This is a genomic window from Corallibacter sp., assembly GCF_048381695.1.
Classification (GTDB): domain Bacteria; phylum Bacteroidota; class Bacteroidia; order Flavobacteriales; family Flavobacteriaceae; genus Corallibacter; species Corallibacter vietnamensis.
In genome coordinates, this window is the sequence record NZ_JBLXHI010000006.1 from 38,829 (window position 1) to 52,580 (window position 13,752).

The following is a 13,752-nucleotide window of genomic DNA, read 5'->3' on the forward strand; positions in this document are numbered from 1 at the left end:
ATTTTACATTTGCAAAGATACAGCATTTTGTATCAATGTTGTATCGTATTGTTTTTTTAAAGTTTTACACACTTAACAATCAGCTATTTAATGCTAGTTGATGAAATTAATGCTTAAAAGATTTTAATTTTTAAGCTTAATTATATAAATTGCCAGACTTTTGTTTAGGTAATATCCATTCTTATACTAGATTGATTAATAGCTTACTCAACTTGAAGAAATACCTAAATAATAAAGCTCCTTATAAGTTTTATAAGGAGCTTTTATATTTTTAAAGAGGTACTTTTTTACTTCTTTTTATATGGGTTTTTGCTTCTTATAGTATAATCTTTCTCTTCGCTTACCTTGCCATCTTTATAATGTGTCCATATACCATCTTTTTTATCACGTTTATAACGCCCTTTTAAAATTAGCTTTCCTGTTTCATCATAAAATTTGGCTTCACCATGAAGTTCGTTATTGACGTATATATAAGACTTTATTAATGTTCCGTTTTCAGAATACCACTTGGCTTCTCCTTCTAAAAGCCCTTTATTGTAATGACGCTTTTCGGCAATTTGTCCGTCAGCATAATAAACCACACTTTCTCCATCAAGCAATCCGTTATCGTTATAGTGCTCTAATGTCATTATTTGGCTAGAGTTGTTATGATAATACACCCATTTACCAATATGCTTTTTACCGTTCATTTTACCTTGGCTTATCACTTTTCCGTTTGATGCTAAAAAAGTAACTTCAGCTATTTGGTTGTCTTTATTAAATAGTTTGGTTGCTGATAGAATCGCTTTATTTTGATATTTTTTATAGAATTTAAACTCCCCTATTTCTTTGCCATGAAAAAACTCTCCTTCGTATCGAAGAATGTTTGTGCCTTCATAGTTTTTTTTCCATATACCATGACGCTCACCATTAGCATCAAGTTGGTTTACAGTTTGAGCATGACCAATGCCTACTAATAGAAATGTTATGATACTTAAAATTGTTATTCTCATCTATTTTTATTTCTAATTAACGTATAAACGTTTCTTTTTTTAAAATGTTATGTAACAAAAAAGCTGCCAAAAGGCAGCTTTTAAAAAAATTATTTTCTTCGTTGCTGTGCTCTTTTTTGTTCTTCAGCTTGTTCCATCATTTCTTTCATTTTCTTTTGAAAACGACTTTCCTTCTTTGGTTTCTTTTTATTCACTTGAATTTGCGCGTGAATCTTGTCTTCATCAAGAATGTAATTTTTGATAACTAACATGATACCAATACTAATAAGGTTTGATATAAAGTAATATAAACTTAATCCAGATGCGTAGTTATTAAAGAAAAATAGCATCATAATTGGAGAGAAGTAAATCATGTACTTCATAATTTTACTCATATCTGGCATACCTTCTTGTTGTGGTTGAGATGCCATTTGTTGCCCTGTAGTCATTCTCATATAAAAGAATATAGCGATAGAAGCTAATATTGGGAATAAACTAACGTGATCTCCATAGAATGGTATATGAAATGGTAATTTTGCTACAATATCATAAGATGACAAATCGTCTGCCCAAAGGAAACTTTTCTGTCTTAAATCAAAAGCTGAAGGGAAAAATTGAAATAATGCATAAAACACTGGCAACTGTATTAAGGCAGGCAAACATCCGCTTAACGGGCTTGCTCCTGCTTTGCTTTGTAAAGCCATTGTTTCCTGTTGCGCTTTCATTTTATTATCCTTGTACTTTTCTCTAATCTCATCAAGCTCTGGCTTAAGTATTTTCATCTTTGCTTGAGACAGGAATTGTTTATACTGCACAAATGACAATAGCATTTTTATTAAAATTGTCATGATGATAATAGCCATACCATAAGGTAAGAAGCTACTTAACATGGCAAATAACGGTATAAACACATAACGGTTTATCCACCCAAAGATTCCCCAACCTAGAGGTATACTATCTTCAAGGCCAATATCGTAAGTTTTTAAAACCTTATGGTCTGTAGGACCAAAATACAAGCCTAAATCTTGATTAAACTCACCAGCTTGTAAAGCTATTGGTAATTTTGTTGCGTAAGCTTTTGTAAAAACAGTATCAATAGTTTCATCTTCTACCAAATTTGTAGATGCTAAATGTACTTCTTCAAATGGTGTTTTTGTAGTAAGAATGCTACTAAAGAAATGCTGTCTGTAAGAAATCCAGTTTACATCATTTTCGGTTTCATCATCTTCACTAGTCGGACTTAACTTATCTATTTTACTTCCGTCTAATTGGTATGTTAAACGCGTGTATCTGTTTTCATAAGAGATACTTTTATCGTGACGGTATGTTTTTAGTTTCCAATCTAAATTAACATCTTGAGAACTATTTACTACATTATTTAAACCTTGTGAGCGAATGGTAAAGTTTACCATATAATCGCTTGGTTTAAGCTCATAACGATATTCTAAAAACTTTTGTTCTGAAACTTTAAGCTTCATAGACACAACCGTATTCTCACCGCTTTTTGTTACAGTAGGCTGAAAGTATAAGTCTTGTGTGTTAAGTATACGACTATCTGTAGTACCAAAATTGATATTAAAAGCCGTGTTTCCGTCTTTTACTAAATAGATAGGCACTGAATCAAAATCTACAAATTGTTTCAGTTTTACTTCAGAAAGATATCCACCTTTATTACTAAATTTAAGAGCAAGCACATCATTTTCTACCAATGTTTCTTTAGGCGTTGCTGAAGGCAAACTAGCACCGTAGGCAAAAGCTCCTAATTTGTTTTGTAGTTCAACACGCTTTAATGAGTCTGCGTTTGATGATGCCGAGAAGTCATCAGAAGACGTAACGTATGTATTTTTGTCTTCTTTAGCTTTTTTACTTGCTTCAACCTGTTCTTGTTTTGCTTTTTCTTGCGCCTCAAGTTCTTCGGGAGTTGGTTTATTAATATACATCATGTATAGTAATATTCCGAATATAAGTACAAATCCTATGATAGAATTCAGGTCAAATTTCTTTTCTTCCATTTATAAATATGTATTATGGTTGGTTGCTTTTTGTTAATATGTTTATTTAAAAAACACAAACGTGATTTTCATACTCAAAAAGCTATCCATTTTTTATTTTATGCCATACTGACACTTATTTCTTTTTTTTATGCTTTAAGGCTGCCTTTACAAATGCTACAAATAATGGGTGCGGATTTGCCACGGTACTTTTGTACTCTGGGTGATACTGCACACCAACAAACCAAGGATGTGTAGGGATTTCTACAACTTCTACAAGCCCTGTATCAGGGTTTGTTCCTGTAGCTACCATACCAGCGGCTTCGATATCATTTTTGTAAGCGTTATTAAACTCATAGCGGTGCCTGTGACGCTCTTGTATTGTGTTTGCTTTATATACTTTTTCTACAATAGAATCTCTTTTTAGGTCGCATGCCCAAGCTCCTAAACGCATGGTTCCACCTTTGTCAGTGATATCTTTTTGTGCTTCCATAAGACTAATAACAGGGTTTTCTGTATTAGGATTCATCTCTGTAGAGTTTGCATCTTTAAGGTTAAGTACATTTCTAGAGAATTCTATGACTGCCATTTGCATACCTAAACAGATACCAAAAAATGGCATGTTATTTTCTCTCACATACTTAACAACATCTATTTTTCCTTCTATACCACGCTCTCCAAAACCTGGAGCAACAAGGACACCATCAAGATGTGCTAATTTAGCTTTTACATTATCTTCATTGATATATTCGGAGTGAATAGACTCTACATGTACTTTTACTTCATTTTCTGCTCCTGCATGAATAAAAGCCTCTAGGATAGACTTATAAGAATCTTGAAGCTCTACATACTTACCAATAAGTCCGATAGTCACTTCGGTATTTGGGTTTTTATGACGCTTTAAGAACTGATTCCATTGTGTTAGGTCTGGAGCATCACTTTTAAGTGCTAGTTTTTTAAGGACTACTTTGTCTAAACCTTGCTCTAACATTAAATTAGGTACATCATAAATAGTTGATGCATCTATAGATTGTATTACGGCTTCTTCACGAACGTTACAGAATAGTGCTAGCTTGGTACGTAAATCGCTTGGTAAATCGTGTTCTGTACGACATACAAGGACATCGGCTTGTACACCGCTTTCCATAAGTGTTTTTACACTATGTTGTGTTGGTTTTGTTTTAAGTTCACCAGCGGCTGATAAATATGGTACTAGGGTAAGGTGAATAACAATGGCATTGTTTTCTCCTAGTTCCCATTTAAGCTGACGAACAGCCTCTATATAAGGTAAAGATTCTATATCTCCTACTGTACCTCCTATCTCTGTAATAACGATATCATAGTCGCCAGACTTACCCAGAATTTGGATGCGTTCTTTAATTTCGTCAGTAATATGAGGAATTACCTGAACGGTTTTACCAAGGAATTCTCCACGGCGTTCTTTTTCTATAACGCTTTGATAGATACGTCCTGTGGTTACGTTGTTTGACTGGCTTGTAGGCACGTTTAAAAAACGTTCGTAGTGACCAAGATCAAGGTCAGTTTCTGCACCATCATCTGTTACATAGCATTCACCATGCTCGTAAGGGTTTAGTGTACCCGGATCTACATTGATGTATGGGTCAAGTTTTTGAATGGTGGTTCTGTAGCCTTGTGCTTGAAGTAGTTTTGCTAGAGAGGCAGCGATTATACCTTTTCCTAATGAGGATGTAACGCCTCCTGTTACAAAGATGTATTTTGTTGTTGTTGTCATGTTGCGCTGTTAAACGCAGGCAAATTTACAAAATTAAATTAGGTATTTAGGCATTGAAATAGTTTTAAAAAAGTGATTTTTTTAGGTATTGATTTTTGGTTGATTTTGAGTGCTGTATAATTTGGGGTGATAGGGCGAGTACTATTTTGTAGGAATTTTCACGGGTTGACCTTAAGGAGACCTTAATTAGACCTTAAGTAAACCTGAATTAGATATGGCGGAGATATGGCTGTTTTTTATACTTAATTTAGGGTGTTTTATGGTTGATGATTTAAGGCTTAAAATAAGAAAATAAGCGACTATGATATGTATGATTCATTGAGTTAGAAACACTCAATACTTATACATGAAATTTTGCTTTTGGAAACTGTAATACATAGGCGCAGAATATATCACCCTGTTTTACAACAGAAACCTTAAAATATACTCGAATATACTAAACACACAATTGGCTCTTAAGTCTGATAAAGTATTACTAATTATGGGACAGTTACACATAGGTGTATTGCGTGATTTGTTGCTAAAAAACCCTAATTATAAGGTTGTTGAAATATCAGAGTTTTTAAACTAACGCATCATTGCACATTGTTTTTGTAATGATTTAAAAGTTTGTTTTAGCTTTTTATAAAAAAGAGGTGGTTATAGTTTAGATTACTTTTAGGTAAGTTGATAAAACCTTGTTAAATGTGTTTAGGTTTAATTTTATTTAACAAAAAGCCATCTCTTATTTGCTATCTTTATTGTTGGGCAACAACCATTTACCGTTTTTTATTACCACTCATTTATGTACAAAAATGTTGTAAAAAGTTTAAAGAATGATTAGAATTTACTTCAAGTGCTTTATGTTTCTTGTTTGTGCTAGTGGCTTTAGTCAAGATTCAGAAAAAGAAACCAATAAAGAAACTACCAAAGAAAAAAAGCTGTATGTAGATGCTTTTAGTTTTCCTGAAGGTATGAATGGAGAAGCTTACAAAGGATTTACATTAAGCTACCCAATTTCTTCAAAACTAGATGCACAAGTGGGTGGTATGTATAATAAGACCTTTTCGTCTGAGTTGATACGCTCTTCGCTTATGCTAAAATGGTACACACGTGAAAGTTTGCATTTACGATCAGGTTTGGAGCGAGAATATGAAAGCAATATTTTTTCTAATCAACAATACATAGAAAGGAACCATTTTAATTTAGGAGTTGGTTACAAGTTAAAGCCTGATTTCTCATTGGAGGTAGGTTACAGACAACAAATTAATAGTCCTAGTCAGCAGCAAATTAATTTTCAAGGAAGCAAAAAAGCACTTTCTGTACGCGCAAAGTTTTAATATTCTTCTATTGTTTATCTTTGTGTAAAAGTTAATACGCTTACAAAACAAAGCCCTAAAACCGTTTAAGAAAATGAAAAACGCCTTATTATTATTTACAATTATATTATTGAGCAACTGCGCATCAAAAGACGTAGAAATAGAAACCGTTGCAAGTTTTAAAGGTCAGCAAGTTACTGGCGTAACAGTAAGTGATACAGGAAGGATTTTTGCTAATTTTCCTAGATGGCGAGATCATGTAACGCATGCCGTTGTTGAAGTTTTTGACAATGGGGAGTCTGTACCTTTTCCAGATAAATCTTGGAATAGTTGGTCGTTAAATGCAGCTGTGACAGACAGTGTTTTTATCGCAGTACAATCTGTAGTTGCTCATGAAAACACACTGTATGTTTTAGATACAAGGAACCCTTTGTTTAAAGGTGTTATAGACAACCCTAGGATTTTTGCTTTTGATTTACCAACAAAGCAACTAAAAAACACCTATGTTTTATCAGAAAACGCTTTTCATAAAGACTCTTACATTAACGATTTAAGAGTAGATAAAAAACGAGGTAAAATATATGCTACAGATTCAGGGCATGCTGGTTTGGTTGTGATAGATATTGCATCAGGCGACTCATTTAGAGTATTAGATAATCATACCTCAACACTTGCAGAAACTAATGAGTTGACATTTAGTAATGGCGTTTGGAAAAACACAGTGCACTCTGATGGTATTGCATTAGACACAAAAAATGATATGTTGTACTATCATGCATTAACCGGATATAATTTGTATGCCATTGCTACAAAACATCTGAAACCCAATAATGAAGAAAACATAGAGCTAGAAGTTAAACTCATTAAAAAAACTGCTGCTCCTGACGGAATGATTATTGATGATGCAGGGCGTTTGTTTTTTGCTGATTTAGAAAATGACAAAATATTGACATTAAACCTTACGGATGGTAACATAAATGTATTTGCTGAAGGAACTAAAGTAAAATGGGCAGACACTTTTAGCATATACAACAACGAACTTTACTACACAAACTCAAGAATCAATGAGGTAAAAGGCGCTATCAATGATTTAGAATTTAGCATCAATAAAATACCTTTACATTAAGTACTACTTTAATTATCGATACCTCAATATCACAATGAAGTATTTTGTACATTGCTTATCAAACAATACCTAACCATTCATAATTACCGCTATGGAATTTGATAAAAAGTATACCGTATATACTTGGAAAAACTGGATGTATTTACATTGGATTATTAATCCGGGACTTGTTATAAACGAACTTATTTTAGGGCAACGAATTCCTAAAATAACGCTTGTAGATAAAACCTCAAACAAGTCAAAACTAGAAAGCTCTTATATTCCATGTTCGCATTGCAATACCATTCATGATGCCAAAACATGGTCTACAACCAATAAAACAGCTTTTAAAAACTGGTTTGGTTTATATTGCCCAAACTGTGAAAACATTATTCCGTGCTTAATAAACATATTCTCTTATCTTATTCTGGCAATAACCTACCCTATTTGGGGCTGGTTTAAAAAACCATTAAAAAGCAGTTGGTTAGACAAGCAGCCTGAACGCTTTAAAAATTTAGATTTAGAAAGCAAACCAAACCCTTTTGCCGGAAAAGGATGGATAAAAATAGGGTTTAGCTGGGGCTTTTTTATGTTTGTTTTTATGACAATTGTATTTCCGTTAAGCCAAGGCGAAGAAATAACATTATTAAAAACGCTAATAGGAATACCTGTTTGGACCATAGCTAGCTTACTATTTGGCTACACGATGAAACTCCTAATGGGAAATCCGCAGAAAAAAAAAGTTAACAATAAGTAAGCAAATAAGAATGCTATACTGGGAGCATATTTTAAATTTAAAATCAAATCATTACATTAGAGAATTGATTTTTATTAAAATAAAATGAATCCAAAAGTAGACGCTTTTATAGAAAACAACACCGACTGGCAAAAAGCACTTACTATTTTACGAGACCTAGCGCTAGCATGTGACCTAAACGAAATGTTTAAATGGAAACAACCGTGCTATACCTTAAACAACAGAAATATACTAATAATAAGCCACCTTAAAGATTGTTGTACTTTAAGTTTTTTTAAAGGTGCCTTGCTAAAAGACACCGAAAATATTTTAATTAAACCCGGTGAAAACTCTCAATCTGTTCGCTATTTAAAGTTTTACAGTACTAAAGACGTTATAGAAAAAACAGCTACCATTAAAGCTTATATTTTTGAAGCTATTGAAGTAGAAAAGGCTGGTTTAAAAATCCCTACAAAAAAAGAGCAAGAGCCAATTCCTGAAGAATTAACACAAGAATTTATAAAAAATCCAGCGTTACAAAACGCTTTTAACGCATTAACACCTGGAAGGCAACGCGGTTATATTTTATACTTTTCTGGTGCTAAACAACCAAAAACCAGAATATCAAGAATAGAAAAATATCGTGATAGAATTTTAAATGGAAAAGGGTTTCATGATTGTGTTTGTGGGCTTTCTAAAAAAATGCCTACCTGTGATGGGTCTCATAAATATTTATAACTAGTAAATATGGCAAACACAAATTTTTACTTTAGTAAAGAAGAACCCTATAAAAGCTGCTTGCTTGCTATGCGTGATACGCTTCTTAATTACAACACCCATATTACAGAAACCACAAAATATGGCATGCCTTGTTTTTGCTATAAAGGAAAAGCTTTTTGTTACATTTGGACAGACAAAAAAACCAAGAACCCATATTACCTTATGGTTGAAGGCAAGCGTTTACTGAATTTACATTTAGAATCTGGTGATCGGGCTAAAATGAAAATACTTCCTATACAACCCGATAAAGATTTACCAATGAAAATAATTAATGCTGTTATGGATGAAGCTATAAGCCTTTATGAAAATGGTACAATAAAAATAAAATAACCAACCTATGCTAACCAAAACCGAAAAGCGATTTACCTTAATATTTGTATTACTACTGATTTTAGAGATTATTACAAGCAGTTATGCCGCTTTAGAAATGCTACATTATTTTGCTAAACCGGCTTTACTAATATCACTTATTATCTTTTTTTGTAAAGAAAGTGCGGCTATAAACAAACCGATAAAAAGACTAACCGTACTAGCGCTGGTTTTTTCGCTTCTTGGAGATATCCTCTTGATGTTTGTACAAATATCACCTCATTTTTTTATGAGCGGTTTAATAGCTTTTTTAATTGCCCATGTTTTTTATGTACTGGTATTTACCAAACAACGAAACCCACAAGCAAAACCAATTAGTTTTGTTTTAGCCTTATTGCTATATGCCTGTGTGTTATTCTACTTTTTAAAACCTGGATTGGGAGATATGCTTATCCCTGTTATTATTTATATGGCTGTAATTTTGAGTATGGCTACAGCCGCTTTTTTACGATTAGGATTTGTTATAAAAACAAGTTTTACATTGGTATTTTTGGGCGCTATTTTATTTATGATTTCTGATAGCTTGCTGGCTTTAAACAAGTTTTACAAACCATTACCATTATCAAACGTAAGTATCATGTTTACTTATGCTTTTGCACAACTTTGTATTGTATTAGGTTTACTAAAACAGTCTAAAAAGTCCTGAAAGTTATTTATTTAGATTTATGAAAAGGCCTGATAATTAAACGTGCTGCCTTATCAAAATTGATGTAATTATACGTCCAATTAAAGAACACGATAACACGATTTCTAAAACCAACGAGCGACATAAGGTGCACAAACATCCAAACAAACCAAGCAAAGAACCCTCCAAACTTATAAGCCTTTAAATCTACAACAGCTTTATTTCTACCTATAGTTGCCATAGAACCCTTGTCATGATATTCAAATTTTTTCATGGGCTTCCCTTCTATCTGCTTTAAAATATTTTTACCCAATAATTTTCCTTGTTGAATAGCTGGCTGTGCCACTTGCGGATGCCCTTTAGGATATGCTTCAGTTTTCATAAGCGCAATATCTCCCAAAGCAAAGATGGTATCATACCCTTGTACTTGGTTGTACTGATTTACAAGATATCTGTTTGCTCGCTCTACAACAGTACCTTCTTGCAGGCCGCTAACAGGGCTTCCTGTTACACCAGCCGCCCAAATTACCGTTTCAGACTCTAATTTTAAATCGGTGTTTGTAGTAACTTTTAATCCGTCATAGTCTTTAACAAACGTATTACAGTGTACTTTTACGCCAAGCGCTTTTAAAAATTTCTCTGATTTTTCAGAGGCTTGCTTACTCATAGGAGGCAAAACTCTTGCGCTACCTTCTAGCAAGTGAATTTGCATATCTGAAGCATTCAAATCATGATAATCTCTTGGTAAGATATTGTTTTTAAGTTCTGCTATAGCTCCTGCCAACTCAACTCCTGTTGGCCCACCACCAACTATCACAAAATTTAAGAGCGCTTCTCTAGCCTCTTTATCATTTGTTATTGCAGCTTTTTCAAAGTTTTGTAATATTAAGCTACGAATATTTAAAGCCTGCGGCACCGTTTTCATTGGCATACTATTACTCTCAATAGCTTTATTACCAAAAAAGTTAGTTTTTGTTCCCGTGGCAATTACTAAATAATCGTAAGCAATCTCACCTATAGACGTTTGTACAACACGAGCCTCATGGTTTATATTGTTGACCTCTGCTAATCTAAAAAAGGTATTCTTTTGCTTTTTTATAATTTTTCGGAGCGGATAAGCAATAGAGTCAGGTTCTAAACCAGAAGAAGATACTTGATATAATAGTGGTTGAAATGTGTGATAATTATGTTTATCTATTAAAACTACTTGAACAGGTTTATTAGCTAGTTGTTTTACCATGCTAATACCAGCAAAACCTCCACCAATTATAACAACACGTGGATTTTGAGACGCAGGGATATTCATAAAACAGTATAAAAAAATGTGTCTAACAAAGATACGACATACACCTATTAAACCCTATTTTTACATATTATTTATAAGAATATGTAACATTTATTTAAAACAAGCTACTTATATAATAACTAAACCACCAATTTGAGCAAAGAGTTAGAACATAGTTTTGTTGAACAGCTAGAGAAACATCAAAATATTGTGCATAAAGTTTGCAGGTTATACACCAATAACCAACAAGCACACAATGATTTGTTTCAGGAAATTACCATCCAGCTGTGGAAAGCCTATCCTAAATTTAGAGGCGATGCTAAATTTAGTACTTGGATGTACCGTGTTGGGCTTAACACTGCAATAACGCTGTACAGAAAATCAAAACGCCGTATTACAACTCAAGAGTTTGATGCTATTCAGTTTAAAATAAAAGCAGAAGCTTATGATGACACTGAAGAAGAGCAATTGAAACTTATGTATCAAGCTGTGCATCAACTAAACGACATTGAAAAAGCGCTCGTTTTCCTGTATTTGGAAGACAAGAATTATAAAGAAATAAGTGACACATTAGGTATAAGCGAGGTGAATGCACGAGTGAAGATGAATCGCGTGAAAACCAAATTAAAAACCATTTTAAATCCGTAATGCTATGGATGAATTAGATTTATTAAAGAAAGATTGGAAACGCTCTGAAGAAGCATATCCAAAGTTGTCATATAATGATATATATAAAATGATTCTTAAAAAATCATCTTCCATTGTGAAGTGGATTTTTATTATCAGCTTACTAGAGTTTATTTTTTGGACTGTGATATCATTATCCCTAAAAGATTCTAGCAGTATGAAGCACTTTAATGAGCTTGATGCTGATTATATTTTAATTCCGCTTTCTATAATAGGATATATTGTTTTAGGATATTTCTTTTTCTTATTCTTTAAAAATTACAGAACTATTTCGGTTATAGATAACGCCAAAGTGTTGATGGAAAACATTCTTAAGACACGAAGAATTGTAAAGCAATATGTTGCTTTTAACCTTATATTTTTAATAATTTCAACGCTAGTTGTTTTATTTATTGAGTTTGATCAGGATCAACAATTAATCAATAAAATAGAACAAGCATCTGCCAATGGTGAAGCATTTAAATTTTATGCCATGTTTATAATTACCGTTGTTGTTTTCTTGGGAATAGCTGTTGGTGTCTTACTATTATTCTATTGGTTGGTTTACGGTATATTACTGAAACGCCTGAATAAAAACTACCGAGAGCTTAAAAAATTAGAAGTATAAAATTCTATATACCCTTGATGCTACCATCTTCGTTGCTCGTTAAGTTTTTCTTGAGCTTCTAGTTCTTCTTGAGGAATCACTTTTAAAAATGAAGGATGTTGCTCTATGGCATATTCTATTTTCTCTACAATGTCAGCAATAGATTCATTTTCGTAATCAATATCTAAAGGCTTTTTAATTTCCATAGATTGAAGAATGTTTTTCTTCTTAACACGAAGTCCTTTTTTATCAAAAGAACGTCTAAAACCATCTATAACTATAGGTACTACAATAGGTTGATAATGCTTAATAATATGAGCTGTTCCTTTTCTTATTGGTTTAAAAGGCGTTGTAGTTCCTTGTGGAAACGTGATAACCCAACCATCCTTTAGTGCCTTTTTTATATTGGATATATCGCTCATTTTTACCTGTCTATTCACATCTTGTCCCGCTGCTCGCCATGTTCGTTCTATACTAATAGATCCCGCATAAGCAAGAATTTTGGGTAACAAGCCTGATTTCATTGTCTCTTTTGCAGCAACATAATATATATTCAACTTAGGGTTCCATAGGTAACCAACATTTTTAATATTATCTTCTCTGTTGCTTAAACTAGCATTAAACACATGAAACATAGCAACTACATCTGCAAAATATGTTTGATGATTTGAGATAAACAACACATTGGTATCAGGTAGATTTCTTATAATATCAGAACCCTCAATCTGTAATTCATTAAAGCCTCTAAAGCGTCTGTGGGTTAAAGTTCCGATAACTCTAATAACCCATTTTTTTATAAAGAGTGAGTGTCCAAAAGGATTTTGCTTAAACAATCCCATATATGCATTTACGTAAATTAGTTAAGCTACAAATGTAATAAATCTGAATCTTTACCAAAGTTGTTTTAACAAGTCTTTTACTTCACTCAACATCATAGCGGTAGCTCCCCAAACAATATGGTTGTTGAGATTAAAGGCAGGAACCTCTACTTTTTTATTATAGGAGGTTGATACAGATTCTGTTATCACATTGTCGTCATTTAAAAAATCTGAAAGGGTAACCTCTACAATATCTTCTACTTCTTCGTCTTGTTTTATAAATTTAGGTGTTTTATGAGTGATACCTAAAAACGGATGCACATAAAAGTTACTTGGTGGTATATAAACTTGAGTTAATTTTTTAAGCACTTTTATATCTTCTATAGGCACTCCTACTTCTTCATAAGTTTCTCTTAATGCTGTGTGTTCTATAGATTCGTCTAGAAGCTCTAACTTACCACCAGGAAACCCTATTTGAGCCGAATGAACACCTTTGTAGGTTTTACGAAGAATAAGTACCAGCTTTGTTTGATGTTGCAAATCTGGATAAAACAAAGCCATAACACCAGCTGTTTTGGCATGTTTCATTTTATCTTTTTGCATCTCTTGAAGCTTAAGCCTAAATGGTGGAGACATTTTAAACTGGGATGCTTCGGCTGGCAGTGGTATATTTTTTACTTTTGAAGTATATTTTAAAAAATCGTCGAAATTCATTTATATAAGAAATAATTATATCCGTAAAATACAT

Annotated in this window: 15 protein-coding genes; 9 read left to right on the plus strand and 6 right to left on the minus strand. The window is 33.0% G+C overall.

The window, feature by feature from the left end; genetic code table 11:
- Positions 1–287 precede the first annotated feature (287 nt).
- From ACN5J3_RS09490 to ACN5J3_RS09500, 3 genes are all read right to left on the minus strand, one after another.
- Positions 288–992, minus strand: a complete 705-nt coding sequence (locus ACN5J3_RS09490; RefSeq protein ID WP_418511588.1) for a toxin-antitoxin system YwqK family antitoxin — start codon at positions 990–992, stop codon at positions 288–290.
- Between the two features lie 89 nt (positions 993–1,081).
- Positions 1,082–2,983, minus strand: coding sequence for a membrane protein insertase YidC (gene yidC, locus ACN5J3_RS09495; RefSeq protein ID WP_418511589.1), 1,902 nt, complete (start codon positions 2,981–2,983; stop codon positions 1,082–1,084).
- A 115-nt stretch (positions 2,984–3,098) separates the two neighbouring features.
- On the minus strand, positions 3,099–4,715 hold the full coding sequence (locus ACN5J3_RS09500; protein ID WP_418511591.1) for a CTP synthase: 1,617 nt from the start codon (positions 4,713–4,715) through the stop codon (positions 3,099–3,101).
- A 376-nt stretch (positions 4,716–5,091) separates the two neighbouring features.
- On the opposite strand from ACN5J3_RS09500, the gene ACN5J3_RS09505 reads away from it, so the two are divergent.
- The 7 genes from ACN5J3_RS09505 to ACN5J3_RS09535 all read left to right on the plus strand — a co-directional run bounded on the left by ACN5J3_RS09505 (position 5,092) and on the right by ACN5J3_RS09535 (position 9,649).
- Entirely contained in the window at positions 5,092–5,286 is a 195-nt protein-coding gene (locus tag ACN5J3_RS09505) for a DUF5694 domain-containing protein (protein ID WP_418511673.1), read from the plus strand.
- 244 nt (positions 5,287–5,530) lie between these two features.
- A complete protein-coding gene (locus tag ACN5J3_RS09510; RefSeq protein ID WP_418511592.1) occupies positions 5,531–6,034 on the plus strand; it encodes a hypothetical protein in 504 nt (167 codons plus the stop codon).
- A 73-nt stretch (positions 6,035–6,107) separates the two neighbouring features.
- Positions 6,108–7,139: an L-dopachrome tautomerase-related protein gene (locus tag ACN5J3_RS09515; protein WP_418511593.1), complete on the plus strand. Its 1,032-nt coding sequence runs from the start codon at positions 6,108–6,110 to the stop codon at positions 7,137–7,139.
- 91 nt (positions 7,140–7,230) lie between these two features.
- Complete coding sequence (locus ACN5J3_RS09520) at positions 7,231–7,875, plus strand: hypothetical protein (protein ID WP_418511594.1); 645 nt, start codon at positions 7,231–7,233, stop codon at positions 7,873–7,875.
- 84 nt (positions 7,876–7,959) lie between these two features.
- Entirely contained in the window at positions 7,960–8,592 is a 633-nt protein-coding gene (locus tag ACN5J3_RS09525; RefSeq protein WP_418511595.1) for a DUF1801 domain-containing protein, read from the plus strand.
- Positions 8,593–8,601: 9 nt separating this feature from the next.
- Positions 8,602–8,964 carry a DUF1801 domain-containing protein gene (locus ACN5J3_RS09530; RefSeq protein ID WP_418511596.1) on the plus strand — a complete coding sequence of 121 codons (363 nt, stop codon included), beginning with the start codon at positions 8,602–8,604 and terminating at the stop codon, positions 8,962–8,964.
- A gap of 7 nt (positions 8,965–8,971) precedes the next feature.
- A complete protein-coding gene (locus tag ACN5J3_RS09535; protein ID WP_418511597.1) occupies positions 8,972–9,649 on the plus strand; it encodes a lysoplasmalogenase in 678 nt (225 codons plus the stop codon).
- A 7-nt stretch (positions 9,650–9,656) separates the two neighbouring features.
- Here ACN5J3_RS09535 and ACN5J3_RS09540 read toward each other — a convergent pair whose 3' ends face one another.
- Positions 9,657–10,934, minus strand: coding sequence for an NAD(P)/FAD-dependent oxidoreductase (locus ACN5J3_RS09540; RefSeq protein ID WP_418509455.1), 1,278 nt, complete (start codon positions 10,932–10,934; stop codon positions 9,657–9,659).
- Positions 10,935–11,066: 132 nt separating this feature from the next.
- Here ACN5J3_RS09540 and ACN5J3_RS09545 point away from each other — a divergent pair, with 132 nt between their 5' ends.
- Both ACN5J3_RS09545 and ACN5J3_RS09550 read left to right on the plus strand, forming a co-directional pair.
- Positions 11,067–11,561, plus strand: a complete 495-nt coding sequence (locus tag ACN5J3_RS09545) for an RNA polymerase sigma factor (protein ID WP_344728962.1) — start codon at positions 11,067–11,069, stop codon at positions 11,559–11,561.
- A gap of 4 nt (positions 11,562–11,565) precedes the next feature.
- Positions 11,566–12,207 (plus strand): hypothetical protein, encoded by a 642-nt coding sequence (locus ACN5J3_RS09550; RefSeq protein WP_417289582.1) that lies wholly within the window; start codon positions 11,566–11,568, stop codon positions 12,205–12,207.
- A gap of 20 nt (positions 12,208–12,227) precedes the next feature.
- On the opposite strand, the gene ACN5J3_RS09555 is transcribed toward ACN5J3_RS09550, so the two are convergent.
- Together ACN5J3_RS09555 and ACN5J3_RS09560 are read right to left on the minus strand one after the other, a co-directional pair.
- A complete protein-coding gene (locus ACN5J3_RS09555) occupies positions 12,228–13,025 on the minus strand; it encodes a lysophospholipid acyltransferase family protein (protein ID WP_418511598.1) in 798 nt (265 codons plus the stop codon).
- Between the two features lie 51 nt (positions 13,026–13,076).
- Positions 13,077–13,718, minus strand: a complete 642-nt coding sequence (locus ACN5J3_RS09560; protein WP_418511599.1) for an NUDIX hydrolase — start codon at positions 13,716–13,718, stop codon at positions 13,077–13,079.
- Positions 13,719–13,752 lie beyond the last annotated feature (34 nt).